Source organism: Janthinobacterium sp. C22, from assembly GCF_057919405.1.
In genome coordinates, this window is the sequence record NZ_CP193659.1 from 2,093,797 (window position 1) to 2,119,065 (window position 25,269).

A 25,269-nucleotide genomic window follows, 5' to 3' on the forward strand; every position below is an offset into this window, starting at 1 on the left:
CTTATCCTTATAATCCCACACTCACTTCAGCATCTCCACGCCTTATCCGATTACAACTACGGTGCAACCTTGATTCGCGCGGGGATGGTGCATATACATTTTTTCCACCGAATTTGCAATTTGGCGAGGCCGGTGGAGACGCCCCTGTGTAAAATGTGCTTTTATTCTTACACTCGCAGCAGCCAGGGCCGCAGCAAAAACAATTATATATTCAAAATGAAGGACTTAGAGAGATTTCTGGGAAGACATAGTAAATGAAGAGTCAAAATGATGTTGTTCCCCCTTCAACACCCCCGGTTCAGCCGCAAGCCCAATTCGTCACGATCGCCGAGGAAGAAGCAGGCCAGCGTATCGACAACTACTTATTAAGAGTGTGCAAGGGAGTGCCTAAAAGCCACATCTACCGGATCTTGCGATCGGGAGAAGTGCGGGTAAATAAAGGCCGTATCGATCAGCTGTACCGTCTCGCCGCCGGCGACGTGGTGCGCATTCCACCCGTGCGCGTGGCCGAAAAGGCGCCCACGGGCGCGCCGGCCGCCGAATTCAAGATCATCTTCGAAGATGCGCAACTGCTCGTCATCGACAAGCCGGCCGGCGTGGCCGTGCATGGCGGCTCGGGCGTGTCGTTCGGCGTGATCGAGCAATTGCGCGCCTCGCGCCCCGACGCCAAGTTCCTGGAACTGGTGCACCGCCTGGACCGCGACACGTCCGGCTTGCTGTTGCTGGCAAAGAAACGTTCCGCGTTGACGAACCTGCACGAACAGATGCGCGACGGCGTCACCGACAAGCGCTATCTGGTGCTGGTGGCCGGCGACTGGAAGAATGCGCGTCAGCATATCAAGTTGCCGCTGCATAAATATACGACGGCCGAAGGCGAACGCCGGGTGGCCGTGCAGGCCGATGGCCTGGCGTCGCACACGGTGTTTTCACTGTTGCATAAATATCACAACTTCGCCTTGCTGGAAGCGGAATTGAAGACGGGACGCACGCACCAGATCCGCGTGCACCTGTCGTCGTCCGGTTTCCCCATCGCCGGCGACGATAAATATGGCGACTTTGCCCTCAACCGTGCCCTGTTGAAGGCCGACAGCACGCGCGGCGCCCTGAAGCGCATGTTCCTGCACGCGCACCAGATCACGTTTACGCACCCTGAAACGGGCAAGACGATGACCCTGAACGCACCGCTGGCTGCCGAATGCGAGCGTTTCTTGGTAAGCTTGGGCAAACCATTGGCCGTTGCCGCGCGATAGTTATCAAACGCGTGCGGGGACGCTACCCACAAGGTAGTCAGTCGCCATCATTCATTCTCAAGGAGCCGGCGGCTATGCCGTCGGGAAACATGGCAAGAAAGCAATTTGATCTGATCGTCTTCGATTGGGACGGTACCCTGATAGACAGTACCTCGACCATCGTCAAGTGCATCCAGGCATCGGCCAAAGACCTGGGCTTGCCCATTCCCACCGAGTTGCTGGCCTCGCACGTGATCGGCCTGGGCTTGCAGGAGGCGATGCAGCTGGTGATGCCCGATGTGGAGCCGAAATTCCATGCGCGCATGGCCGAACGCTACCGTTATCACTATCTGTCGCGCGACCATGAGCTGACCCTGTTTCCCGGCGTACAAGAGATGCTGCTCGAACTCTCGCAGCAAGCGTACTTTCTCGCCGTCGCCACGGGCAAGAGTCGTGTCGGCCTGAACCGCTCCTTGAATGCCGTCAAGCTGCTGTCCCTGTTCGATGCGACGCGCTGCGCCGATGAAACCTTTTCCAAGCCCCATCCGGCCATGCTGCAGGAACTGACGCGCGAACTGGGGCAGGACATGCGCCGCACCGTGATGATCGGCGACACCAGCCATGATTTGTTGATGGCAAGCAATGCAGGCGCGGCCGGTATTGCCGTAGAGTATGGAGCGCATCCGGTCGAGCAGTTACAGGCTTGCAATCCCCTGTATTCGGCCGCCACGGTGGCCGACCTGCACCAATGGCTGAGCGAGCACGCATGATGGGCGATGTCGTGGAAATCCTGATTTGCGCCGCCGACGCCGTGGCTGACGGCGGCAAGGGTGTGCGCTTTCCCGTCTCGGCCGGCGGCGAGGCGACCACGGGCTTTGTCGTGCGCCATGGCGGCAAGGCGTATGGCTACCTGAACCGCTGCGCCCACGTGCCGATCGAGCTGGACTGGGCCGAGGGCGAGTTTTTCGAGTCCAGCGGCTTGTACCTGATGTGCTCGACGCATGGCGCCATCTATGTGCCGGAGAGCGGCTATTGCGCGGGCGGCCCCTGCAAGGGCGGGCGCTTGCGGCCGATTTCCGTGGCCGAGCGCGATGGCCGGCTGTACTGGCAGCCCGACGAGTATGTCCAGCCGCTGCCGGCCTGAAGCCCGGTGCAGGCATTATTGTAATTTAAACAAAGTGAACCATGAGCGAAAACACGAATGACAAGCTGGACAGCAGCGCGCCAGCCGCCGGCCACGGCGCCCCTGCGGGGAACTGGGAGCGCGACGTGCTGGAAAAGCTGGTATTTGCCACTTTGCAAGAACAACGCGCGCACCGCCGCTGGAGCATCTTCTTCAAGGTCTTCGGCCTGCTGATCGTGTTATTCGCCCTGTGGGTGTTTTATGACTACAACACGGCCGACGACGGCGAGACCCTGGGGCGTCATACGGCCCTGATCGACATCAGCGGCGCCATCGAGTCCGAAGGCAGCGGCTCGGCCGCCGTCGTCATTCCCGCGCTGGACAAGGCGTTTTCCGATGCCGGTTCCGTGGCCGTGGTGCTGCATATTAATAGCCCGGGCGGCAGTCCCGTGCAGGCCGGCATGATCGTCGACGAGATGCAGCGCCTGCGCAAGGGCTATCCGGATAAGCCTTTATATGTGGTGGTCGATGAAATGTGCGCCTCGGGCGGCTACTACATCGCCGCCGCCGCCGACCGCATCTACGTCAACAAGGCCAGCGTGGTCGGCTCGATCGGCGTGCTGATGGATGGCTTCGGCTTCACGGGCGTGATGGAAAAGGTGGGCGTCGAGCGCCGGCTGCTGACGGCGGGCGAGAACAAGGGGTTCATGGACCCGTTCAGCCCCCTGACGGACAAGCACAAGGCGTATGCGCAGAGCATGCTCAATGAAATCCACCAGCAATTCATCGAGGTGGTGCGCGCGGGACGGGGCAAGCGGCTGAAGGAAACGCCGGACACGTTCTCGGGTCTGTACTGGACGGGCGCGAAAGCCGTGGAAATGGGCCTGGCCGACGATTTCGGCACGGTCGACAGCGTGGCCCGCGACGTCGTCAAGGCGGAGGACATCGTCGACTATACGCAGCATGAAGGCTTGCCGGAGCGGGTGCTGAAGAAGTTCGGCGCCGCCATGGGTGCCGGCGCCATGAAGGCGGCCGTACAGCAGTCACAACCGGCGTTGCGCTGATGACATGACTCTTGGCTGGCAGGCAAGCCAGTCGAGAATGATTTTCAATAAGGTGGTAAATTGGCTTGAAAAAGGGGCGGCTTGGGCTATAGTAAAGGCGTAGTTCTTTTCAAGGAGGGGCGATATATCAACTATGTTGTCAGTGCTAACTTGATTGGCAGGTCTTGGAACTACTCGCCGCATCGCAGATGTGGTTTTGAGTGAATTTACATTCCTCACTAAAGTCCCGATGGGGCTTGGGAACGGCGGCGCAATGCCGCCGTTTCCTTTGTGCGTCGTGCGTGCTCGATGGACCGGTGTTGCCGGATGTTGTGTCTGGGAGTGCTGGCAAGGCAGGCATGCGAAGGCAGGGCATGGCTGGTCGGATGGGCCGCGCTCAGACGGCGCAGCCGTTGCAGTGCGCGGGCAGGGGCGGAGCGCTTGCCAGCAGGGCTGCCACTGCACTGGTGCTGACCTCGGGCGGCATGTCCGCCATGGCGGGCGCGGTGTCGGTTTCCGCGTTCGCATCCGCGTGCGCAAAACCGCCCAGTTCCAGCCAGCACATGAAATGGCATTGCGCCTCGGCATGCCAATGCGTCTGCTTTGCTGGCGCTGGCGGCGTGTCCGTCTCCTGCGGCGCAGGGGCGTTGCGCCAGCGCGCCACGCCGAGTCTGACCTTGTGCATGGCCGCTTGTTCCGCGGCGATGCGCGAGCGCATGTCAGCGACGCTGCCTTGTAAGGCGATGGTATCGGTATGCTTCATACAATGTCCTTATGAGTCGTTGCCTGGTTATTATTCCTAAAGTCCGTTAGGCGGATTCCTAACGAAGTTTCAGTCTATCAATGCGATATTCCGAGCGCTTGATCTATCTCAAAGGAATCGGCCATTTATATCGAAATCTCACCTTGTACTTCAACTTATCTGTGCCTGCGCAAGGCTGGTGCGCCTCCGCGGCCCGGCGCAGGGCCGCTTCACGCTGCCAGCCGCTTCTGGTAAAGTCACGCCCATGAGTAAATTATCCCTAGACCGCATCCTGCAATCGCAGGGTTTTGGCACCCGTAAATATTGCCGTTCCCTCATCGAGGATGGCGATGTCGTCATCGATGGCGTCACCCAGACCAATTACCGCACCACCGTCGAGACCGACGGCCTGGTGCTGCACGTGTTCGAAGAAGAGTGGGTGTACCGCGCGCACCTGTACCTGGCGCTGAACAAGCCCGCCAATTTTGAATGCTCGCGCAAGCCCAGCCATCATCCCGGCGTGCTGACCCTGCTGCCGGAACAGTTCACCTGGCGCGAAGTCCAGCCCGTCGGCCGGCTCGACCACGATACGACCGGCATGCTGCTGATGTCCGACGATGGCCCCTTTATCCATGCGCAATCGTCGCCGAAGCGCCACGTTCCGAAGATTTACCAGGCCACCACGCAAGAACCCGTGACCGATGAACTGGTGGCCCTGTTGCTGGCTGGCGTGCGATTGCATGACGAACCTGCCCCGCTGGCGGCCCTCGTCTGTGTCAAGCGGGGAGAGCACCAGCTGGAAATCGTGCTCGAGCAAGGCAAATATCACCAGGTCAAGCGCATGCTGGCTGCCGCCGGCAACCATTGCAGCGCGCTGCACCGTTCCGCCATCGGCAGCCTGACCCTGGAATCGCTGGGCATCGCCGAAGGCGAGTGGTGTTATCTGACCCCTGAACAGATCGCCCTCCTGGCCTAACTCCCCTGAGCACCGAAGCCGGGTTTTCCCGGCTTTTTGGCGTATTTGGCCTCCTATTGCCCGCATTTGACGAAGTTTTCCGTACATGAAATTAGCTACACTGAAGGATGGCACGCGCGACGGCCAGCTGGCGGTCGTCTCGCGCGACCTGAAAACGGCCCATCTGGCCGACGGCATCGCCTCGACCCTGCAAAAGGCGCTCGACGACTGGAGTTTCATCGCGCCCCAGCTGGATTTACTGTACCAGACCATCAATAGCGGCCGCGGTCATCGCGCCTTCGAGTTCGATCCCGCCAATTGCATGGCGCCCTTGCCGCGCAGCAGCCTGCGCGTGGCCGGCGCTTCCTACCTGCAGCAGATCGAGCGGGCCTGCAAGGCGGCGGGAACTGAAGTGCCCGCGAATCTGCGCGACGCGCCGCGCATGTACCAGGGCGCCAGCGACGATTTCCTCGGCGCCCACGATGAGATCACTCTGGCGCACGCACAGTGGGGCATCGACTACGAAGCGGGCATTGCCGCCATCACGGATGATGTGGCCATGGGCTCCACGCCCGACCAGGCGCACCTGAACATCAAGCTGTTGATGCTGGTCAACGACGTCACCCTGCGCAACCTGGCGCCGGATGAGCAGGCCGGCGGCTATGGCTTCCTGCAGGCGAAACCGGCGATGGCGTGCTCGCCCGTCGCCATCACGCCCGACGAGCTGGGCGACGCCTGGCGCGGCGGCAAGGTGCATTACGCCTTGCGTTGCAGCCTGAACGGCAAGTTGACGGGCCAGCCCCACGCGGGCGCCGACATGGCGTTCAATTACCCGCAATTGCTCGCCCATCTGTGCCAGACGCGCAACGCGCGCGCCGGCAGCGTGGTCAGCGCGGGCGGGGTCGCCAACAAGGAAGTCAAGAAGGGATTTTCCAGCATCGTTGAGCGACGTAACCAGGAGATGATTGCCGATGGCGTCGCCAGCACGCCATTCCTGCTTTTCGGCGATGTGGTCCGCCTGGAGATGCTGGGCGATGACGGCAAGTCCCTGTTTGGCGCGATAGAACAAACGGTAAAACAGGCCGAAGCGCGCAAGTCCCGCTAAGGTTTCTGGAGAGCAAAGGAAAAGCAGGGGATTCGCCCCCTTTTCCCTTGATGGCGTTGTGCCGATTCAACCGATAATGCTCCATGCCCAGTCCGTATTGCGCCTAGCCAGGCTGCAGGACTTCACCGGAGTTGATTGATGTCGGAAGACAGCGACGCAGAAAAGACCGAAGCCGCGTCACCGAAGCGCCTCGAGCAGGCGCGTGAGGAAGGCGATGTTCCGCGATCGCGTGAAGTGGCCACGTTTACGGTGCTGATGGCGTCCGGCTGCTGTCTGTGGTTTGCCGGCGACGCCATCGTGCGGCGGCTGACGGCCGTCATGGTTTCCGGGCTGACCCTGGACCGGGAGCAGATACTCAATCCCGACGCGATGATGTTACGCATCGGCTACGACGTGGGCTCCGTCCTGCTCACTTGCCTGCCGTACGCGCTGGCCATCATGCTCGTCGCGCTGGCCTCGCCCGTGCTGGTGGGCGGCTGGCTGTTCAGTTCCAAGGCGTTTACCCCCAATTTTGGCAAGCTCAACCCGATTCGCGGCCTGGGCAATATGTTTTCGAAGAATGCGCTGGTGGAGTTGCTCAAGGCTATCGCCAAGACCCTCGTCGTCGGCGTCGTCGCCTGGATGGTGATGCAGCATCAAAAGGATGCCGTGCTGGGCCTGTCGGTGGAATCCCTGCGCGCCGGTTCGGCTCATCTGATCAGCCTGCTGATCACGGCTTTTGCTGATCGTGGGCGCGCTGGGCCTGATCGCCGCCATCGATGGCCCCTACCAGATGTGGCACTACGCCAACAAGATGAAAATGTCCTTGCAGGAAGTCAAGCAAGAGGCGAAGGAGTCGGACGGCAATCCGCAGATCAAGGCGAAGATCCGCCAGATGCAGCATGAAATGTCGCGCCGCCGCATGATGGCCGACGTGCCCACGGCCGACGTGGTGGTGACCAATCCGACCCACTACGCGGTGGCCCTGAAGTACGGCGAGAATTCGCGCGGCGCGCCGCAGGTGGTGGCCAAGGGCATCGACGAGGTGGCGGCGAAGATCCGCGAACTGGCGGGCGAACACAAGGTCGCCATCCTGGAAGCGCCCGCCCTGGCGCGCGCGCTGTACCAGCACACGGACATCGGCGACGAGATTCCCGAGGCGCTGTATGGCGCCGTGGCCGAAGTGCTGGCATATGTGTTCCAGCTGCGCAGCTACGGCAAGGGCCAGGGCGAGCGCCCCGACAAGCCGAAAAACTCGACGTGCCGCCCGAGCTCGATCCGCTCGACCCCGCATCGCAGACCAAACCCGCGGCAGACGCGGCAGACAAGAATAAAGGAAGTACACCATGAACGGCCTGAGATTGCCAGCCTGGCTCAGCGGAATGGGCAACAACGCCAGCAAGGGCATCGCCGCGCCGGTCATCATCATCATGCTGCTGGCGATGATGGTGCTGCCGTTGCCGGCCTTTATCCTCGACATCTTCTTCAGCTTTAATATCGCGCTGTCCATCATCGTGCTGCTGACGGCGCTGTACACGGTCAAGCCGCTCGACTTCATGGCGTTTCCCACCATCCTGCTCGTGTCGACCATGCTGCGCCTGTCGCTGAACGTGGCGTCCACGCGCGTCGTGCTGACGGAAGGCCATACGGGCGCCGACGCGGCCGGCAAGGTGATCGAAGCGTTCGGTCACTTCTTGATTGGCGGTAATTACACGGTCGGTATCGTGGTGTTTATCATTTTGACGATCATCAACTTTACCGTCGTGACCAAGGGCGCGGGCCGTATCGCCGAGGTGGGCGCCCGCTTTGCGCTGGACGCCATGCCTGGTAAACAGATGGCCATCGATGCCGACCTGAACGCCGGCCTGATCGGCGAAGACGAAGCGCGCCGCCGCCGCACGGAAGTGGCGCAGGAAGCGGAATTCTATGGCGCCATGGATGGTGCCAGCAAATATGTGCGCGGCGACGCCATCGCCGGCATCATGGTCACCGTCATCAATATCGTCGGCGGCCTGCTGGTGGGCTTGCTGCAGCACGACATGGGCTTTGCCGATGCACTCAAGAACTACACCCTGCTGGCCATCGGTGACGGCCTGGTGGCGCAGATTCCTTCGCTGATCATTTCCACGGCGGCCGGTATCGTCGTCTCGCGCGTGGCCAGCGAACAGGACATCGGCACCCAGCTGGTCGGTCAATTGTTTGCGAAACCGCAAGTGTTGTACATTACCGCCGGCATCATCGGCGGCATGGGCTTGATTCCCGGCATGCCGAACATGGTCTTCATCCTGCTGGCGTCATTGCTGGCCGGTTCCGCCTATCTGATCAGCAAGAAACGCACGCAGGAAAAAGCGGCGGCCGAAAAGCCGGCCGAGGCGCCGCAAGCGACCGTGGCGCCCGAGCAGGAAGAGGCCAGCTGGCAAGACATCATGCCCGTCGACACCCTGGGCCTGGAAGTGGGCTACCGTTTGATTCCCTTGGTCGACAAGACGCAGGGCGGCGAATTGCTCAAGCGCATCAAAGGCATCCGCAAGAAATTTGCCCAGGAAGTGGGCTTTTGGCGCCGCCCGTGCATATCCGCGACAACCTGGAATTGAAACCGTCCGCCTACCGCATCACGCTCAAGGGCGTGGAAGTGGGCGTGGGCGAAGCGTTCAACGGCCAGTTCCTGGCGATTAATCCCGGCATGGCCAGCGGCACCTTGCCGGGCTTGGCCACCAACGACCCCGCCTTCGGCTTGCCCGCCACCTGGATCGACGCCAGCTTGCGCGACCAGGCGCAATCGATGGGCTACACGGTCGTCGACGCGGGCACCGTGGTGGCCACGCATTTGAACCACCTGATCACCTCGCACGCTTCCGAGTTGCTGGGCCGCGCGGAAGTGCAGTCCCTGCTCGATCACCTGGGCAAGGAGTCGCCGCGCCTGGTGGAGGACCTGGTGCCGAAGATGCTGTCGCTGTCGACCCTGCAGAAGGTGCTGCAGAACCTGCTGGCCGAAGGCGTGCACATCCGCGACATGCGCACCATCATCGAAACCCTGGCCGAGCATACGGTGCAGACGCAAGACCCGAACGACCTCACGGCGCTGGTGCGCGTGGCCCTGGGCCGCGCCATCGTGCAGCAGCTGTTCCCCGGCGCGGCCGAACTGTCCGTGATGACCCTGGACAGCCGCCTGGAGCGCCTGCTGATGCAGGCGATGGGCAATGGCGGCGACGGTGCCGGCATCGAGCCGGGCCTGGCCGACACCATCGCCCACCAGGCGGGCCTGGCCGCGCAGCAGCAGGAAGCGCTGGGCCTGACGCCCGTGCTGCTGGTGCCGGCGCCGCTGCGCGCCCTGCTGTCGCGCTTCCTGCGCCGCGCCTTGCCGCAGCTCAAAGTGCTGTCGCATGCGGAAGTGCCGGAAACCAAGACCATTCGCGTCACCAGCCTGGTGGGCGCGCAGTAGTTGGCATAGTTAATGCCGGGGTCAGACCCCTCCAGCGTTAGCGCGGAGCTTTGCGTTAGCGTTAGTGGGGGTCTGACCCCAGCCCTTGCTCTTGGTCAAATAAACATCAATTTCCTCCCGGCAAACTGAATAACGGGTACTTTCCCGTCCTGTTCCTTCGATCATTTCCTCCAAGCATCGCTAATAATGGAAACTGTCCGGGTGATCTGTGTCCATGTGGAAGACAGCACTCAAGCAACAGGAGTCGATGATGGTCACACAGTTCAGCCCATATTGCGCCACCCCCGCCCTGGGAGGCCGGTCATGAATGTGAAGAAATTTACGGGCGCCTCGTCGCGCGATGCGCTGCGCAAGGTGCGCGAAGCGCTGGGCCCCGACGCCGTGATCCTGTCGAACCGCCAGGCCGATGGCGTGGTGGAAATCCTCGCGCTGGCCAACGACGATGCCGCTTCGCTGGCCTCGCCGCCGGCCGCGTCCGAAATGGCCCAGCCCCGTCCCCAGTTGCAGACCCAGTTCGTCACGCCGCAGCGTCCTGCCGCCCCGGCCCAGCGCCCGGCCGCGCCGCGTCCTGCCGCACCGCGCCAGGCAGCCGGCGAGCCAGTGGACATGGCCCGCATGCAGCAGATGATGGCCAGCGCGCTGGCGCACGTCAAGGAAAACGCCGCCGCCGAGATGAGCGGCATGATGAATGAAATCCGCGCCATGCGCGGCATGATGGAAACCCAGTTGGCGGAAATCTCGTGGGGTTCGACCCAGCAGCGCGAGCCGCAAAAAGCCGTCGTGCTGCGCGAGATGCTGGCCGCCGGTTTCTCGGCCAGCCTGGCGCGCTACCTGATCGACAAGCTGCCCGCCGGTCTCGACGGCGCGCAAAGCATGCGCTGGATCAAGACGGTTTTGAGCCGCAACCTGAACACGGTCGCCAACGAAGACGCGATGCTGGAGCAGGGCGGCGTATTCGCGCTGGTCGGTCCGACCGGCGTCGGCAAGACCACCAGCACGGCCAAACTGGCGGCCCGCTGCGTGATGCGCCACGGTCCGGAAAAACTGGCCCTGATCACCACGGACGCCTACCGTATCGGCGCGCACGAACAGCTGCGCATCTATGGCAAGATCCTCGGCGTGATGGTGCATTCGGTGAAGGATGAGGCGGACTTGCGCATCGCCCTGAAGGAACTCAAGAACAAGCACACGGTGCTGATCGATACGGTGGGCGTGAGCCAGCGCGACCAGATGGTGACGGAACAGGTGGCCATGCTGTCGGGCGCCGGCGCCGACGTGAAACGCCTGCTGTGCCTGAACTCCACGGCGACGCAGGAAACGCTGAACGAAGTGGTGCGCGCCTACCAGGGCAGCGGCCTGGCCGGCTGCATCATGACCAAGCTCGATGAAGCGGCCTCGATCGGCAATGTGCTCGACGTGGTGATCCGCCAAAAGCTGAACCTGTTTTATGTGTCGAACGGCCAGCGCGTGCCGGAAGACCTGTACCTGGCCGACCGCGGCTACCTGATCGACCGCGCCTTCAAGCTCAAGCGCGATGCGGCGGCGACGCAGTTTTCCGATGCCGAACTGCCGCTGCTGATGGCGCAGGCGGCCGCCCGCAACCACGAAGCGCGCGGGGTGCACCTTGGCTAATTTCGATTTCGACCAGGCCGAGGGCTTGCGCCGCATGCTGGCCGGCCCGCAGCCGCGCGTCATGACGTTCCTCTCGGCCACGCCGCAGGACGACAAGGGCGCCATGCTGGTCAACCTGGGCGCTTCGCTCGTCTACGGCGGCAATGACGTGCTGCTGCTCGACGCCAGCGGCGGCGGCGACGGCGTGGCGGCACGGCTGGGACTGGCCCACGGCGCCAGCCTGCGCGACGTGGCGCGCCAGCAGTGCGGCTTGAACCAGGTCATCCACCAGGTGCCGCAAGGCTTCGGCGTGGCCAGCCTGGGCGCGCGCAACCACCTGATGGACAGCATGGACTATGCGGGCGAGGACGAACTGCGCCGCCTGGGCAAGACCTTCGAGGTGCTGGCGCGCCAGAGCGGCATCGTGCTGGTCGACGGCGTCGTGGCAGACGAGGGCGATTGCTTCCCCGTGCCCTTGATGGCCTCGTCGGATATCGTGGTGCAAGTGTCGACCAGCGCCACCTCGATCAAGGCCGCGTACTGCCTGATCAAGCGCCTGAGCCAGGAACTGGGACGCCGGCCGTTCGGCATTCTCGTCACCGGCGCTTCCGAATCCGAGGCAAAAGTGGTATACGATAATATGGCGCAGGCGGCGAGCCGCTACCTGGCCGTGAAGCTGACCTCGATGGGTTCGGTGCCTGCCGATGAATATCTGCACCGCGCGGCGCGCCTGGGCCGCAGCGTGGTCGATGCGTTTCCGCTGGCGGGCGCCTCGGTGGCGTTTCGCGGACTGGCCGAGCGGCTGGCCCGTTCGGCGGCGCCGGTGCTTGGCGGCACCTTGTACCAGACGGGGAGCCCGCACCAGTTCAGCGCCTGACACCAACCGTAGCACCAGATAAGACGAGAAAACAATAAGCAGCCTATGTACACGGTCAAAGGGAAATCGAACAAGGACTATTTGCTGACGGAGCACATTCCGCTGGTGAAGCGTCTGGCGCACCATATGAAGGCGAAATTGCCGCCTTCGGTCGAGGTCGATGACCTGATCCAGGCCGGCATGATCGGCTTGCTCGATGCCATTAGCCGCTATGAAGAGACGCATGGCGCGCAGTTCGAGACGTATGCCGTGCTGCGCATCCGCGGCGCCATGCTCGACGAATTGCGCACCAGCGACTGGCTGCCGCGCAGCATGCGCCAGAACATGCGCAAGATCGAAGAGGCGATGAGCACCTTGCAGCAGCGCCTCGGCCATCCGCCGACCGAGTCGGAAGTGGCCAAGCTGCTGAAAATGTCGCTGGCCGACTACCAGGAAATGCTGGGCGACGGCGGCGGCCACCAGCTGGTGTACTACGAAGACTTTCATGACCCGGACGGCAATGACAGCTTCCTCGACCGCCACTGCGTGGACGAGGACAGCGACCCCTTGCGTTCCCTGCTCGATACCGATTTCCGGCAATCCGTGATCGATGCCATCGACGCGCTGCCGCCACGCGAGAAAATACTCATGGGCCTGTATTACGAAGAAGAGCTGAACCTGAAGGAGATCGGCGCGGTGATGGGCGTGTCCGAATCACGCGTCTCGCAGCTGCATACCCAGGCCGTCGCGCGCCTGCGCGCAACCTTGAGGGAGCAGGCGTGGACTGGTCCAGCGTAATCGGGCTGGCGCTGGCGCTGGCGGGCCTCTTGGTCGGCCAGGCACTGGAAGGCGGCAAGATGGCCTCCCTGCTGCAGCCGGCTGCCTTCGCCATCGTCATCATCGGCACCTTCGGCGCCGTGCTGCTGCAGACGCGGCTGCGCACTTTTGTGCGTGGCCTGGAAATGCTGCGCTGGGTCTTCCTGCCGCCGGCCGACACCCGGGCCGCGCTGGCGCGCGACATCGGACTATGGAGCCTGACGGCGCGCCGCGACGGCCCGCTGGCGCTCGAGCGCCTGATGGAAAACACGGCCGACCGCTTCAACGCCAAGGGCTTGCGCATGATCGTCGACGGCATCGCGCCCGACAAGCTGCGTCAGCTGCTCGACGTGGAGATTACCGCCTACGAACTGGCCGAGCGCCAGGCCGTCAAGGTGTGGGAATCGGCGGCCGGCTATTCGCCCACCATCGGCATCCTGGGGGCCGTGCTGGGCCTGATCCACGTGATGGAAAACCTCACCGACCCGAGCAAACTGGGCAGCGGCATCGCCGTCGCGTTTGTCTCGACGATTTATGGCGTCGGCCTGGCCAATCTGCTGTTCCTGCCGGTGGCCAATAAACTCAAGGCCATCGTCTCGCGCCGCGTGGTGCAGTATGAAATCACGGCCGCCGTGCTGTACGACATCGCCACGGGCGACCATACGCGCATCATCGAAGAGCGCGTCTCCAGCCTGCTTCACGAGCACTGAGCGAGCACTGAGCATGATGCGGCGCGCGCGCAGGAAGTATGACGAGGAACCGGACAACCAGGACCGCTGGCTGATCTCGTACGCCGACTTCATCACTTTGCTGTTCGCGTTTTTCGTCGTCATGTATGCGATCTCGCAAGTCAATGAAGGCAAATACCGCGTCTTCCAGAACGCCATCGGCCAGGCCTTCAGCCTGGAAAAGGGCGCGCCGCCCATCATCATGGAAGCGCCGCAGGCCATTCCGCTGCCGAATCCCGCCCTGAAACGCCGCACGGAAGCCATCCGCCGCGAGCGCGAACACATGACGCGCCTGGCGCAGGACCTCACATCGACCCTGGCGCCGCTGGTGAAGGAAGGCAAGGTCCGCGTGACGCAGACGAGCCGCGGCGTCAGCGTGGAAATCAATGCCAGCGTGCTGTTCGACCCGGGCGCGGCGCGCCTGACGGCGGAATCGGACCAGGCCCTGCGCGCCGTCGCCGTGCTGCTCAAGGACGACACGCACGACGTGCAGGTGGAAGGGCATACGGACGTCCAGCCGATCAGCAATTCGACCTTTGCCTCGAACTGGGAATTGTCGGCCGCCCGCGCCAGCGCGGTGGTGCGCCTGTTCATCGCCAGCGGCGTGCAGGCTTCACGCCTGACGGCCGTGGGCCACGCCGACAACATCCCCGTGGCGCCGAACGCCACGCCGGAAGGACGGGCGCGCAACCGCCGCGTGGCCGTGACGATCTTGTCCGGCATCCCCGAGACGGTGACGGAAGTGCCGACGCCGCCGCCGGCCAACTAGGACGGGTTTTTCGGGCCGGCAGGGCGTGGGGCATGTCATTTGCTGGTCATACTGGAATGCTAGGCTGACGCCCTTCTTTTCAGCTTCCAGGTCCATCCCATGTCTTACTCCAGAACATTGCTTGCTTCGGCCATCGTCATCGTGTTGAGTGTTGCCGCCTGCGGCGGCGACAGCAACCCGGCCGGCAGCGTGCCGCCGCTACCGGCCGGCCGCTGGATCGCCGGCGACCTGCACACCCACACCACCCAATCGGCCGACGCCGATGTCAGCCAGACCTTGGACAAGGTGCTGGCCAAGGCCTTTGCCACGTATGGACTCGACTGGATGGCGCTGTCGAACCATTTGCGCGTCTCCACGCGCGATGCGCTGGGCGCGCCGCTGGCGGCGCCGATTCCCATGTCCATCGGCGCCGGGCGTTATGAAATTCCGCGCGTGCAGGCCTTGCAGGCGGGCGGCAGCTACGCCGACAAGCTGATCTTCTCGGGCTTCGAGTGGGACATGCCGACCCACGACCACGTCGGCATCGGCCTGTTCGACGGGGCGGACAAACTGACCGCCAGCACGCGGGGCATGAAGGAGTTCGAATACCTGTTTACCACGCGCGACGCGGCCATGTTCGACGCCGCCGACGTCGCGGCATGGAAAGCGAAATACGGCGACACCCGCTACAACAAGACGGCTGCCGATGCGCTGCAAGCGATCAACTGGCTGAAACAGAATTACCCGGAAACCAGCTACGCCGTCATCAACCATCCGTCGCGCAACAAGGGCAGCTACAGCATCGCTGACTTGCGCGCCTTCAACGATGCCGCGCCGAACATCATGTTCGCCATCGAGGGCATGGTCGGCAACCAGATGGAACCGGACCGGGGCGGCTACACGGCCGCCTACACGGACGAGAATGCGCCGCTGCGCGTGTATGGCGGCGTCGACTACGTGGTGGCCAAGCTGGGCGGGCCATGGGATGCGCTGCTGGGCGAGGGGCGCCGCATCTGGAACCTGACCGATTCGGATACGCACTTCAAGATTGTCGGCGGCAACAGCAGCGGTTATTTCCCCGGCGAGTATGCGAAGAACTACGTGTTCAACAGCGCGCAGGGAGCGCCGCTGGCGAAGGACTTGCTGGCCGGCTTGCGTTCGGGCAAGATGTTCTCCACTTATGGCGACCTGATCAATGCGCTCGATTTCAACCTGGCCAGCAAGGACGACCGCAAGGAGATGGGCGGCGAGCTGAAGGTCGCCAGCGGCGAGAAAGTCACGATCACCATCCGCTTCCGGAGCCCGGCCAAAAACAACTACGAAAAGCCCGTCGACAGCGGCGTGGCCGCCAACGTCAAGCCCGTGGTTGACCACGTCGACCTGATCGTCGGGGATGTGGGCGCGAAGGCGGTGGCGGGCACGCCGGCCTACAACGTTGCCGGCAATGCCAGCACGCGCGTGCTCAAGCGCTTCACCAGCGCGGACTGGAAAATCGGGGCCGACGGCTACGCCAGCGTGAGCTACGAAACGACGGCGGCGAAGAACCAGTATTTCCGCCTGCGCGGCACCAATCTGGGCACCGATGTCACCGGCCTGACGCAGGGCGGCGAGCCGCTGGCCGACCAGCGCACGGGCACGACGGACAGTCACCAGCGTTTTAACGACATCAACGACCGCAATTACCGCAGCCTGTGGTTCTATTCGAATCCCGTGTTCGTGACCTTGCGTTAGACGTCAGCCGGCGCGCCACCGGGCGGGGCGGGAGCGGGCTTGATCCTGCACTCGCCCTCCCTGCGCTTGGTACAATCGCGCCTTCTTCCTTTTTATCACCTCATCATGAAAAGCAGTTCCCAGGGCGGTCTCGTCTACTCTACCGAAACGGGCCGCATGTGTCCCGCCTGCCGCCTGCCGCTGGCGCAATGCGCATGCAAGGCGCAATCGAAGGCGGTGCCGGCGGGCGACGGCGTGGTGCGCGTGTCGCGCCAGACCAAGGGGCGCGGCGGCAAGAGCGTCACCGTGGTCAAGGGCTTGCCGCTGGACGCCATCGCCCTGGCCCTGCTGGGCAAGCAGCTGCGCACGCAGTGCGGCTCGGGCGGCACGGTCAAGGATGGCGTGGTCGAAGTGCAGGGTGACCATGTGGACGCCATCCTGGCCGCGCTGGTGAAGCTGGGCCACCAGCCGAAAAAGGCCGGCGGCTAGCCGGGGCGCGTGCGTGCGGCACTGTGCCGCGCGCCTGTGGTAACGTGCGTTTCCTTTTATGTGCCACCTCCTATGAACAGCAAACTGACCGGCATCGCCATCGCCGCTGCCATCGTGGCAGTGCTGGCGCTCGTGTACTGGCCCGCGCCCGACGGCGGCACTCCGGACGCTGCTGCCACCGCTGCCGCCAGCGCGCCGCCGGGACGCAGCCTGGCATCGTATCTGAATATCGATGCCGCCCCGGCCGCCGGTGCCGCGCCCGTTCCCGTGACGCTCGCGCAGCAGCTTGCGCGCCTGGGCGCCAGCGGCAAGCCGGAAGACGCGTATGCGGCCTACAATCTGCTCGATGACTGTATTTCTTTTGAGAAAGATGGCCGGTTGCCGGGGCTGGAATTCGAGCTGGGACGCGAGATGACGGCGGAAGAAAAAGCCGGCCAGCGGCAGCTGTGCGCGGGCCTGACGCAGCGCCAGCGCGAGGACCGCCTGGGCTATCTGGCCACGGCCGCGAAGGCGGGCGTGCCGGGCGCGGCCACCCTGTTCCTGTCGGAAGGCCCGTTTGGCGACCGCAGCGCGCTGCGCAACCGTCCAGACGACCCGCTGGTGCAGGCGTGGAAGCGGCAAGCCATCGCCCAGCTGACGGCGCAGGCGGATGAGGCGGAACTGACCAGCGTGGCTACCCTGATGATGGCGTATTTGCGCGATGGCGACGTGGTGCGGAAAGACGCGCCGCAGGCGTATGGCTACCTGCTGGCCCTGCGCCTCGTGTACGACGACATCCTCGCCCCCGGCGTTACCAATCCCTACCAGGATGATTACTGGCACTGGCTGCAAGACGAGCTGACGCCGGAGCAGCAAGCCGCCGCCAGCGCCAAGGCGCACGCCATCGCGGCGAAGTTCCGCCAGCATACGGGCCGCCCCGCGCACGGCTGAGGGGCGACCATGCGCCGAGCACGCGGCGCTTCAATTCCGGCGCGGCGTGTCAGGACCCGTCAGGCCAGCGTCTTGCGGCGCCGTATGCCATACCCCACCAGCCCCAGTCCCGCCAGCAGCATGGCGTAGGTTTCCGGTTCGGGCACGGCCGTGGTGATGGAAATGTCCAGCACGGAATCACGCACGCCGACGCCCGTCGCCACCATGGTGTAGGTGCCTGCTCCCAGCAGTCCGCTGAAGGTGGAATGGGCGAAGCTGCCCAGTACGCCCGTGAACGTATCCGATTGCACCAGGTTGTTGCTGGAGTCGAACAAGTCGATGTTGACCCCGGTCAGGCGGGGACCGAAGTCGTTGGCGCCCGTGACCAGCCAGGCGGCGTTGCCCGTGAACGATTGCACGCCGCTGCCGACCGTAAACGTGGTCGTTTGCAGCAGCGAACCACGCTCCGTCGTGAAGGTGTCGATGAACAGCGTGTCTTGCGCCAGCAGCGGCGTAGCCACCACGGCAGTCGAGACGAGATGGTTATAAAACACGGCTTGCGTGTCCGCCTGCGCGCCCGGTGCCAACAGGGCGCTGCCGAGCAGCAGCGCCGCGCCAGCCTTGGATATTGAGATAGCGTTCATATCGTGCTCCAGATGGTCTTGCGATTGAATGGCGTGCGTCATGGCGCAGCGCGAATGCGCAGGCTGACGCGTCAGAATGGATTAGCTATGCCTGCGGGAAAATGTTCGTGTCGGTGAGGAAAGTCCCACCTGGAGATGTGCGGCGTACGCTAGTGATTAGCATATCGTTATCACTTGTCTCAAGTTTGAGCGCGCTCAAAGGTGCGGCTTCGAGAGGGCGCCGCTGTTGTTTCTGCGCGCGGCGTTCTGCAGGGAGTGCGGGCACGCCGGCTACGCCGCAGTGTCCCTGGAGGGGGCGACACGGCGGTGATGTGCTGGATGGGCGTGGTATGGGTGCCGCCGTTTCCTGCGCTGGGGGAGGGGCTTAGCCGATCACGACGCGCCGGCTGGCCGTGTTCGTCGTCGGCTGGCCGCTGGGACCGTAGAAATTGCCGCTCTGGGCCGGGGGGCGCATGGCGTTCAGGGCGCCTTGCGTGTGCAGCATGTGCTTGTTGATCAGCAGGCTGTTCAGGCGATTCTGTTCCTTCGCTTCGCGCGTCGTCTCGAGCAGGGCTTTCCACAGGGGCGCCGCCTCGGCTTCGCTGGCGCCGACCAGCCAGTCTTCCATGCCCGCTTCGGCGGCCGTGAAACCGGCTGCCGCCAGTGCCTGGTGGCGTTGCGCCGCCAGCTGGCTCAATTGTCCGACGAGTGCTGTCTTGCGCGCCGTGAGCTCCGTGATTGCATCGATGTCAGCGGCAACCAGATGCCGCTGTTCTTCTTTCATCAATGCCAGCAATGTGGTCATGAGCTGTTGCTCGTCGCGCAGGCTGGAAAACGGAGTCACTGATTGCATGGGGAAACCTATCTATTTCGTGAGTGCAGCAAGTCCTTGACCGTGTCGAGGAGACCGTCCGCCACTTTTTCAGAGTTGACCTGGAACTGGCCGTCGGCGATCGCCAGCTTGATGCGTTCGACTTTTTCGTGTCGAACACGGCGCCGCTGCCGGCAGTTGCACTGGCCGCTAATGCCTGTCCTTGCGGCGACAGGCGTACATTGTCCGACGTCGTCGGCGTTGCCTGGGCTTTCTCGGCATTCCGGGCGCCGGAGGTGCTGGCGGGCGCCACCGGCAGGCCGGGATTGCTTTTAATGGTGTTATCGGTAATTTTCACAGCGTGATCCTCGTCTGGTCGAAGTCAAGAAACTCCGGGATATGTGTCATTATCGGCACCTTCTTCCGAAACTTTAGTGCGCCAGACCACAATATCGCTGCCCATCCGTGTTTAGAACGCCACCTCCACCATGCCGCCAGCCCGCGCCACGCCGCTGATCTGCTGGCCGCTCTGCGTGCGTACCTGCACCGTCTGGCCATCGCCGGCGCTGCCGATGGCGCGCCCTTCTGATGCTACCTGGAAACCGTTGCCACTGGAAACGACACGCACCAGCTGGCCCTGCATCACCACGGGTTTGCGGCGCAGGGTGTCGAGGCGCATCGGCGTGCCTGGCGGCAAGGATATATTCGTGCTGGCGCCTACCACCTGGGCCATGTCGGTGGCGATGCCTGCGGGCAATGCGGCCAGGTCGCCCTGCATCGTCACCAGCTGGCTGGCGTCGATGGCTTGCCCTTGCGCCAGCGGCACGGCGCTGGCCACGTAGTCGCCCACGACGGCCACGTTCGCTTGCAGATAGATGGTCCAGCTGGACGGGGCCGTGCAGCGTACGCCCACGGTGGTCTTGCCCCAGGCGCGCGCGCCCGGCGCCATGAACGCTTGCGGCGCGGGGCAGGCGGCCAGGTTCAGGCGCGGATCGACGGCGCCGACGGTGATCGTCACCTTGCCCGGCAAGCCGTTGCTTTGCACCTGCAGGAATTGTTCCACGCTGTTGCGCAGCGCTTCCGGCGTTTGCCGGCCGGCGTTTTGCGCCTGCGCCAATACTGGCAGGGCGGCAAGCGGGATGGCTAGGGCAAGGAGGAAAGCGAGCGGTGTTTTCATGGTGATAGGCCTCTGGAATACTGCCATGATAGTGCGCGCCGCCCCGTTCGAAGCGCCGATTAAGGGGTAAAAGTACGGTCTGATCCGGCGATGGCCTTGCCGGCGGGCGCCGTACTATGTTTCCTGTCATCACTATACCGCCATCCTTCCGCCATCTCAGGCGCCAGTGGCAGATCTTTCCGGAGCCTGACATGATAGGGAAACTCGACGATTACATGCGCTTCAACGAGACGGCGCTGAGCCTGCGCTCGACGCGCCAGGAATTGCTCGCCTCGAATATCGCCAATGCGGACACGCCCAACTACAAGGCGCGCGACGTCGATTTCGCCGCCGCCCTGAAGGGGGCGATGGCGCGCAAGGATGGCGTGCCGCCGGCCCTGAAGGGCACGGCGCCGCAGCATATGCCGGGCAAGGGCGTCGCCGCCGCAGCGGGCGGCAGCACGGGCGGCAAGGTCGAGACCCTGGCCGACGGCACGCCGCTGCTGTACCGCGCGCCGGCCCAGGGCGCCGTCGACGGCAACACGGTCGACATGGACCTCGAGCGCAATGCCTTTGCCGACAACGCCATCCGCTACGAGGCGGCCGTGACGTTCCTTAACTCGCAGATCAAGGGCATGCTGACGGCCATCCAGGGAGGACAATAATCATGTCGCTATTTAATATCTTCAATGTGTCCGGTTCGGCAATGAGCGCCCAGGCGCAGCGCCTGAACACGGTGGCCAGCAACCTGGCCAATGCCGACAGCGCCACCAGCGCCACGGGCGAAGCCTACCGCGCCAAGCAGGTGGTGTTCGAAGCCGTGCCCATGGCCAACGGCGCCACGGCCGTCAAGGTGCAGAAGGTGATCGAGGACCCGTCGCCGATGAAGCTGGTCTACGACCCGAAGAATCCGCTGGCCGACGAGAAGGGCTACGTCACCATGCCCAACGTAAATACGGTCGACGAGATGGTCAACATGCTGTCCGCTTCGCGCTCGTACCAGACCAACGTGGAAACCATGAACGCGGCCAAGTCGCTGCTCCTGAAAACCCTTACCCTCGGCCAGTAAGGCTGACTGATCATTATGGCAACCATCGATACCACGACCTCCGTCACCACCGACCTGATGGCGACGATGAATCCGAAGAAGACGACGGCCGCGGCAGGCAGTGTCGAAGCGGAAACGAACAAATTCCTCACCCTGCTGGTCACCCAGCTGAAAAACCAGGATCCGATGAACCCGCTGGACAATGCGCAATTGACCAGCCAGTTGGCGCAGTTGTCCACGGTGACGGGCGTCAACAAGCTCAACACGACCCTGGAAACCCTGAAGACCAGCTATCAGCAAGCCGAATCGATGCAGGCGGCCAACATCATCGGCCATGGCGTGTTGACGGCGGGTAAGGATATCAACCTGAGCAAGAGCGCCGCGCTGCTGGGCGTGGACCTGGCCACGGCGGCCGACAAGGTCAAGGTCATCATCTACAAGGATGGCAAGGAAGTCCATTCCATCGACCTGGGCGCACAGGAAGCGGGCACCTTGCCGCTGGGCTGGAACGGTTCCACCGCCGACCTCGACAAGGACGGCAAGCCGGTCGTGCTGGCCGATGGCGCCTACACCTTTGCGGTGGAAGCAACGCGCGGCGGCACCAAGCTCAAGGATGCGACGGCGCTGATGTTCGGTTCGGTCGCCAGCGTGTCGACGGGCGCGAATGGCGTGAAATTGAATGTCCCGGGCGTGGGCAGCATCACCATGGCCGACGTGAAACAGATTCTGTAAGCCGCTGACCCTAGCGTGACCCTCACCCCTAATTTCTACCAGGAGAACACAATGTCTTTCCAACAAGGCTTGAGCGGCTTGAATGGCGCCGCCAAATCGCTGGACGTCATCGGCAACAACATCGCCAACTCGTCTACCGTCGGTTTCAAGCAGTCGCAGGCCCAGTTCGCCGACATTTATGCCAACTCGCTGTATGGCGTGGGCGGCAACCAGGCGGGGATCGGCGTCTCCGTCTCGCAAATCGCCCAGCAATTTAACCAGGGTAACCTGGAAACCTCGTCGAATCCCCTCGACATCGCCATCAATGGCGGCGGCTTCTTCCGTACCAGCGTCAACGGCGCCGTCCAGTACTCGCGCAATGGCCAATTCCAGGTCGACAAGAGCGGCTTCATCGTCAACGCCCAGCTGGCGCAGCTGACCGGCTATGCGGCCGATGCCAACGGCAAGATCGTCGCCGGCGCCGTCGTGCCCCTGCAGATCGACCAGTCGGACATGAAGCCCCAGGCGACGACCAAGGTCGACACGCAAGTCAACCTCAATTCGAACACGGCCATGCCGACCACGGTGCCGTTCAAGATCGGTGACGACACCACGTACAGCAAGCAGTTCCCCGTCGAAGTCTTCGATTCGCTGGGCAACTCCCACATCATGTCGAATTTCTATGTCAAGACGGGCACCAACACCTGGGACGTCTACTCGGCCGTTGACGGCACGGAAGTGACCAGCATGAAGGTCGCGGCCGCCCTGCAGACGGACCCTGCCTCGCTGGCCGCGCGCGCCGCCTACCAGGCTGCCGCCACGGCCGTGCCGCTGGTGCCGGCCAATGTGACGACGGCCGCCGTCGCCTATGGCAATGCGGTCGGCGCCGCCGTCTCGGCTGCCGCCGCCGCCGCGGGCGCCACGCCGGCGCAACTGGCCGCCATCGCCGCCACCTACGGCAGTGCCGTGCCGAATGGCATCAACTCGAGCCGCACGCCCGACCAGATCGACGCGGCCATCCGCGCCGTGACCATGGTGCCGGCCGTCAAGACCGGTTCGCTGGTCTTCAACACGGTCGGCAGCCTGGACCGGGCCGCCATGCTGGCCCTGACGCCGCCGCAAACCTTGCCCGTCACCGTCAACCTGCCGATCTTCCCGGCCACGGGCGCCAATCCGACCCTGTCGGTCCAGGTCGATTTCAGCAAATCGACCCAGCTGGGCACCGCCACGGCGGAAAAGAAAACGGAAGCGGACGGTTACAAGGCGGGCCAGCTGAGCCAGTTCATCGTGGGCGACGACGGCGTCATCCAGGGCCAGTACAACAACGGCAAGACGCGCGCCCTGGGCCAGGTGGTGTTGAGCAACTTTACCAACCCGAACGGCCTGGAGCCGCTGGGCAACAACGCCTGGGTGGAAAGCTCGGCCTCGGGCAAACCCATCACGGGCGAGCCGAAGACGGGCACCCTGGGCAACTTGCGCGCCTCGGCCGTGGAAGTATCGAACGTCGACCTGACGGCGGAACTGGTCAACATGATCACGGCTCAGCGCGCCTACCAGGCGAATGCGCAGACCATCAAGACGCAGGATTCCGTTTTACAGACCCTGGTCAACCTGCGCTAACTTGGGGCGCCTCGTTAAGCTACTGCGCGCCTCACTACCGGGCCGGCGTTGCTCGCTGTACCTCCGTACAGCTGCGCTACTCAACCCGGTATTGAACCGCTCGCTACGCTTCCCGAGGCACCCGTGACGTTGCGGGAAGTTGCATTAAACCCATCAGTTGCGATACAGGCAGGAGAAACACATGGACCGTCTCATCTACACCGCCGGCTCGGGCGCCAAGCATATCCTGGACAAGCAGGCGACCACGGCGAACAATCTGGCGAACGCCACCAGCACGGGTTTCCGTGCCCAGCTCGATCGTTCCGCGCCGTGCCCGTGGTGGCCGACGGCATGATGCCGACGCGCGCCTTCGTCGTCGATTCGACGGTCGGTTCCGATTTCACGCAAGGTCCGATGCAGCACACGGGCCGCGCGCTCGACGTGGCCGTGGAAAACGCGGGCTGGATCGCGGTGCAGTCGGCCGACGGCTCCGAAGCCTACACGCGCAACGGCGCCCTGAAGCTCAATGAAAACGGCATGCTGCAGACGCAATCGGGCCTGATGGTGCAGGGCGACACGGGCCCCATGGCGATTCCGCCGGGCGTGACGGTGGCCATCGCCAGCGACGGCACGGTGGGCACCATTTCCACCGACGTGCCTCCAGGCCCATCGACGGTGCTGGGACGCATCAAGCTGGTCAACCCGCCCGAGCAGCAGCTGGTGCGCGGCGACGACGGCCTGTTCCGCCTGAAGGATGGCACGGTGGCGCAGGCCGACCAGGCCGTCAAGCTGACCACCGGTGCGCTCGAGGGCAGCAATGTCAGCCCCGTCGACTCCATGGTCAGCATGATCGCCCTGGCGCGCCAGTTCGAAACGCAAATGAGCCTGTTGAAGAATGCCGAGAATAACGCGGCGAAAGCCACCCAGATCCTCGCTTTGAATTGATGGGGGCGCCCGCATAATGGTCACATAGAAATAGTCTACAGGGCTGGTTAGCGCTGTTATTGGAGAAAAATCATGATTCGTTCCCTTTGGATTGCCAAGACCGGCCTGGAAGCGCAGCAGACGCAGATGGACGTGATCGCCAATAACCTGGCCAACGTCAGCACCACGGGCTTCAAGAAGTCGCGCGCCGTGTTTGAAGACTTGCTGTATCAAAATGTGCGCCAGCCGGGCGCGCAATCGTCGCAGCAAACCCAGCTGCCATCGGGCTTGCAGATCGGCACGGGCGTACGCACCGTGGCCACTGAACGCATCCATACGCAGGGCAATCCCCAGGCATCGGGCAATTCGCGCGACGTGATGGTCAACGGCACGGGTTTCTTCCAGGTGTTGATGCCGGACGGCGCCACCGCCTACACGCGCGACGGCTCCTTCCAGACCGATTCCAACGGCCAGCTGGTCACGTCCGAAGGTTTCGTCATCCAGCCCGCCATCACCGTGCCGACGAATGCGCTGAGCCTGACCGTGGCGCGCGACGGCACCGTGTCCGTCACCTTGCCCGACACCGTGGCGCCATCGCAGATCGGCTCGCTGCAGCTGACCACCTTCGTCAATCCGGCCGGCCTGGAGTCGAAGGGCGAAAACTTGTACATGGAAACGGGCGCCTCCGGCGTGGCGCAGACCAACACCCCGGGCACGAACGGCGCCGGCGTGCTGATGCAGGGCTATATCGAGACGTCGAACGTCAACGTGGCCGAGGAAATGGTCAACATGATCCAGACGCAGCGCGCCTACGAGATCAACAGCAAGGCCATCACCACATCCGATCAAATGCTGCAGAAATTGTCGCAACTTTAATTTTCATAGTCGTCATGCCATCCGCCGCCGGATGGC

23 protein-coding genes and 4 pseudogenes are annotated in these 25,269 nt (G+C 63.5%); 22 read left to right on the top strand and 5 right to left on the bottom strand.

The window, feature by feature from the left end; all coding sequences use genetic code 11:
- Positions 1-254: 254 nt before the first annotated feature.
- From ACRHIG_RS09670 to ACRHIG_RS09685, 4 genes are all read left to right on the top strand, one after another.
- On the top strand, positions 255-1,250 hold the full coding sequence (locus tag ACRHIG_RS09670) for an RluA family pseudouridine synthase (RefSeq protein WP_034785281.1): 996 nt from the start codon (positions 255-257) through the stop codon (positions 1,248-1,250).
- Positions 1,251-1,339: 89 nt separating this feature from the next.
- The gene (locus ACRHIG_RS09675; RefSeq protein ID WP_475414569.1) at positions 1,340-1,999 is read left to right on the top strand and encodes an HAD-IA family hydrolase; all 660 of its coding nucleotides are present in this window, start codon (positions 1,340-1,342) and stop codon (positions 1,997-1,999) included.
- Complete coding sequence (locus ACRHIG_RS09680) at positions 1,996-2,373, top strand: Rieske (2Fe-2S) protein (RefSeq protein ID WP_489630042.1); 378 nt, start codon at positions 1,996-1,998, stop codon at positions 2,371-2,373. Before ACRHIG_RS09675 ends, ACRHIG_RS09680 begins: the two co-directional genes overlap by 4 nt.
- A 41-nt stretch (positions 2,374-2,414) precedes the next feature.
- A complete protein-coding gene (locus ACRHIG_RS09685; RefSeq protein WP_489630043.1) occupies positions 2,415-3,416 on the top strand; it encodes a S49 family peptidase in 1,002 nt (333 codons plus the stop codon).
- A 376-nt stretch (positions 3,417-3,792) separates the two neighbouring features.
- Here ACRHIG_RS09685 and ACRHIG_RS09690 read toward each other — a convergent pair whose 3' ends face one another.
- Positions 3,793-4,158, bottom strand: a complete 366-nt coding sequence (locus ACRHIG_RS09690; protein ID WP_475414566.1) for a hypothetical protein — start codon at positions 4,156-4,158, stop codon at positions 3,793-3,795.
- Positions 4,159-4,402: 244 nt separating this feature from the next.
- On the opposite strand from ACRHIG_RS09690, the gene ACRHIG_RS09695 reads away from it, so the two are divergent.
- From ACRHIG_RS09695 to ACRHIG_RS09750, 12 genes and pseudogenes are all read left to right on the top strand, one after another.
- A complete protein-coding gene (locus ACRHIG_RS09695) occupies positions 4,403-5,113 on the top strand; it encodes a pseudouridine synthase (RefSeq protein WP_489630044.1) in 711 nt (236 codons plus the stop codon).
- Positions 5,114-5,198: 85 nt separating this feature from the next.
- Positions 5,199-6,197, top strand: a complete 999-nt coding sequence (locus tag ACRHIG_RS09700) for a fumarylacetoacetate hydrolase family protein (RefSeq protein ID WP_489630045.1) — start codon at positions 5,199-5,201, stop codon at positions 6,195-6,197.
- Positions 6,198-6,335: 138 nt separating this feature from the next.
- A pseudogene (flhB, locus tag ACRHIG_RS09705) lies at positions 6,336-7,526 on the top strand (flagellar biosynthesis protein FlhB).
- A gap of 95 nt (positions 7,527-7,621) precedes the next feature.
- Positions 7,622-9,618: pseudogene (flhA, locus tag ACRHIG_RS09710) on the top strand (flagellar biosynthesis protein FlhA).
- A gap of 303 nt (positions 9,619-9,921) precedes the next feature.
- Positions 9,922-11,250, top strand: a complete 1,329-nt coding sequence (flhF, locus tag ACRHIG_RS09715; protein ID WP_489630046.1) for a flagellar biosynthesis GTPase FlhF — start codon at positions 9,922-9,924, stop codon at positions 11,248-11,250.
- Entirely contained in the window at positions 11,243-12,106 is an 864-nt protein-coding gene (locus tag ACRHIG_RS09720; RefSeq protein WP_475414561.1) for a MinD/ParA family ATP-binding protein, read from the top strand. Before flhF ends, ACRHIG_RS09720 begins: the two co-directional genes overlap by 8 nt.
- 45 nt (positions 12,107-12,151) lie before the next feature.
- Positions 12,152-12,883, top strand: coding sequence for an RNA polymerase sigma factor FliA (locus tag ACRHIG_RS09725; RefSeq protein WP_010400804.1), 732 nt, complete (start codon positions 12,152-12,154; stop codon positions 12,881-12,883).
- The gene (locus ACRHIG_RS09730; RefSeq protein ID WP_475414560.1) at positions 12,865-13,611 is read left to right on the top strand and encodes a flagellar motor protein; all 747 of its coding nucleotides are present in this window, start codon (positions 12,865-12,867) and stop codon (positions 13,609-13,611) included. The genes ACRHIG_RS09725 and ACRHIG_RS09730 overlap by 19 nt, the downstream gene beginning before the upstream one ends.
- Before the next feature lie 16 nt (positions 13,612-13,627).
- Positions 13,628-14,398: a flagellar motor protein MotD gene (gene motD, locus ACRHIG_RS09735; protein WP_475414606.1), complete on the top strand. Its 771-nt coding sequence runs from the start codon at positions 13,628-13,630 to the stop codon at positions 14,396-14,398.
- Positions 14,399-14,497: 99 nt separating this feature from the next.
- Entirely contained in the window at positions 14,498-16,108 is a 1,611-nt protein-coding gene (locus tag ACRHIG_RS09740; RefSeq protein WP_489630047.1) for a CehA/McbA family metallohydrolase domain-containing protein, read from the top strand.
- A 105-nt stretch (positions 16,109-16,213) separates the two neighbouring features.
- On the top strand, positions 16,214-16,576 hold the full coding sequence (locus ACRHIG_RS09745) for a translation initiation factor Sui1 (protein WP_489630048.1): 363 nt from the start codon (positions 16,214-16,216) through the stop codon (positions 16,574-16,576).
- Positions 16,577-16,648: 72 nt separating this feature from the next.
- Positions 16,649-17,506: a hypothetical protein gene (locus tag ACRHIG_RS09750; RefSeq protein WP_489630049.1), complete on the top strand. Its 858-nt coding sequence runs from the start codon at positions 16,649-16,651 to the stop codon at positions 17,504-17,506.
- Positions 17,507-17,565: 59 nt separating this feature from the next.
- On the opposite strand, the gene ACRHIG_RS09755 is transcribed toward ACRHIG_RS09750, so the two are convergent.
- From ACRHIG_RS09755 to flgA, 4 genes and pseudogenes are all read right to left on the bottom strand, one after another.
- On the bottom strand, positions 17,566-18,129 hold the full coding sequence (locus ACRHIG_RS09755) for an FxDxF family PEP-CTERM protein (protein ID WP_475414556.1): 564 nt from the start codon (positions 18,127-18,129) through the stop codon (positions 17,566-17,568).
- 364 nt (positions 18,130-18,493) lie between these two features.
- On the bottom strand, positions 18,494-18,961 hold the full coding sequence (locus ACRHIG_RS09760; protein WP_475416626.1) for a flagella synthesis protein FlgN: 468 nt from the start codon (positions 18,959-18,961) through the stop codon (positions 18,494-18,496).
- 8 nt (positions 18,962-18,969) lie between these two features.
- Positions 18,970-19,277: pseudogene (gene flgM, locus ACRHIG_RS09765) on the bottom strand (flagellar biosynthesis anti-sigma factor FlgM).
- Between the two features lie 111 nt (positions 19,278-19,388).
- On the bottom strand, positions 19,389-20,096 hold the full coding sequence (gene flgA / locus ACRHIG_RS09770) for a flagellar basal body P-ring formation chaperone FlgA (RefSeq protein ID WP_489630050.1): 708 nt from the start codon (positions 20,094-20,096) through the stop codon (positions 19,389-19,391).
- 191 nt (positions 20,097-20,287) lie between these two features.
- Between flgA and flgB the strand changes: the two genes are divergently transcribed.
- The 6 genes and pseudogenes from flgB to flgG all read left to right on the top strand — a co-directional run bounded on the left by flgB (position 20,288) and on the right by flgG (position 25,233).
- On the top strand, positions 20,288-20,740 hold the full coding sequence (gene flgB, locus ACRHIG_RS09775; protein WP_152254610.1) for a flagellar basal body rod protein FlgB: 453 nt from the start codon (positions 20,288-20,290) through the stop codon (positions 20,738-20,740).
- A 2-nt stretch (positions 20,741-20,742) separates the two neighbouring features.
- Positions 20,743-21,144, top strand: a complete 402-nt coding sequence (gene flgC / locus ACRHIG_RS09780) for a flagellar basal body rod protein FlgC (protein ID WP_071075845.1) — start codon at positions 20,743-20,745, stop codon at positions 21,142-21,144.
- Between the two features lie 15 nt (positions 21,145-21,159).
- Positions 21,160-21,855 carry a flagellar hook assembly protein FlgD gene (locus tag ACRHIG_RS09785; RefSeq protein ID WP_489630051.1) on the top strand — a complete coding sequence of 232 codons (696 nt, stop codon included), beginning with the start codon at positions 21,160-21,162 and terminating at the stop codon, positions 21,853-21,855.
- Positions 21,856-21,906: 51 nt separating this feature from the next.
- A complete protein-coding gene (locus ACRHIG_RS09790) occupies positions 21,907-23,454 on the top strand; it encodes a flagellar hook protein FlgE (RefSeq protein ID WP_489630052.1) in 1,548 nt (515 codons plus the stop codon).
- 181 nt (positions 23,455-23,635) lie between these two features.
- Positions 23,636-24,378 (top strand): annotated as a pseudogene (locus ACRHIG_RS09795) (flagellar basal body rod protein FlgF).
- A 72-nt stretch (positions 24,379-24,450) separates the two neighbouring features.
- Positions 24,451-25,233 carry a flagellar basal-body rod protein FlgG gene (gene flgG, locus ACRHIG_RS09800; protein WP_071322383.1) on the top strand — a complete coding sequence of 261 codons (783 nt, stop codon included), beginning with the start codon at positions 24,451-24,453 and terminating at the stop codon, positions 25,231-25,233.
- Positions 25,234-25,269 lie beyond the last annotated feature (36 nt).

Coding starts and splice junctions, on each gene's coding strand:
- flgA (WP_489630050.1), bottom strand. CDS start 20,096: ATGAAAACACCGCTCGCTTTCCTCCTTGCCCTAGCCATCCCGCTTGCC.
- ACRHIG_RS09690 (WP_475414566.1), bottom strand. CDS start 4,158: ATGAAGCATACCGATACCATCGCCTTACAAGGCAGCGTCGCTGACATG.
- flgG (WP_071322383.1), top strand. CDS start 24,451: ATGATTCGTTCCCTTTGGATTGCCAAGACCGGCCTGGAAGCGCAGCAG.
- ACRHIG_RS09760 (WP_475416626.1), bottom strand. CDS start 18,961: ATGCAATCAGTGACTCCGTTTTCCAGCCTGCGCGACGAGCAACAGCTC.
- ACRHIG_RS09745 (WP_489630048.1), top strand. CDS start 16,214: ATGAAAAGCAGTTCCCAGGGCGGTCTCGTCTACTCTACCGAAACGGGC.
- ACRHIG_RS09755 (WP_475414556.1), bottom strand. CDS start 18,129: ATGAACGCTATCTCAATATCCAAGGCTGGCGCGGCGCTGCTGCTCGGC.
- ACRHIG_RS09785 (WP_489630051.1), top strand. CDS start 21,160: ATGGCAACCATCGATACCACGACCTCCGTCACCACCGACCTGATGGCG.
- flhF (WP_489630046.1), top strand. CDS start 9,922: ATGAATGTGAAGAAATTTACGGGCGCCTCGTCGCGCGATGCGCTGCGC.
- ACRHIG_RS09680 (WP_489630042.1), top strand. CDS start 1,996: ATGATGGGCGATGTCGTGGAAATCCTGATTTGCGCCGCCGACGCCGTG.
- ACRHIG_RS09685 (WP_489630043.1), top strand. CDS start 2,415: ATGAGCGAAAACACGAATGACAAGCTGGACAGCAGCGCGCCAGCCGCC.
- ACRHIG_RS09740 (WP_489630047.1), top strand. CDS start 14,498: ATGTCTTACTCCAGAACATTGCTTGCTTCGGCCATCGTCATCGTGTTG.
- flgB (WP_152254610.1), top strand. CDS start 20,288: ATGATAGGGAAACTCGACGATTACATGCGCTTCAACGAGACGGCGCTG.
- motD (WP_475414606.1), top strand. CDS start 13,628: ATGCGGCGCGCGCGCAGGAAGTATGACGAGGAACCGGACAACCAGGAC.
- ACRHIG_RS09750 (WP_489630049.1), top strand. CDS start 16,649: ATGAACAGCAAACTGACCGGCATCGCCATCGCCGCTGCCATCGTGGCA.
- ACRHIG_RS09725 (WP_010400804.1), top strand. CDS start 12,152: ATGTACACGGTCAAAGGGAAATCGAACAAGGACTATTTGCTGACGGAG.
- flgC (WP_071075845.1), top strand. CDS start 20,743: ATGTCGCTATTTAATATCTTCAATGTGTCCGGTTCGGCAATGAGCGCC.
- ACRHIG_RS09700 (WP_489630045.1), top strand. CDS start 5,199: ATGAAATTAGCTACACTGAAGGATGGCACGCGCGACGGCCAGCTGGCG.
- ACRHIG_RS09790 (WP_489630052.1), top strand. CDS start 21,907: ATGTCTTTCCAACAAGGCTTGAGCGGCTTGAATGGCGCCGCCAAATCG.
- ACRHIG_RS09695 (WP_489630044.1), top strand. CDS start 4,403: ATGAGTAAATTATCCCTAGACCGCATCCTGCAATCGCAGGGTTTTGGC.
- ACRHIG_RS09670 (WP_034785281.1), top strand. CDS start 255: ATGAAGAGTCAAAATGATGTTGTTCCCCCTTCAACACCCCCGGTTCAG.
- ACRHIG_RS09675 (WP_475414569.1), top strand. CDS start 1,340: ATGGCAAGAAAGCAATTTGATCTGATCGTCTTCGATTGGGACGGTACC.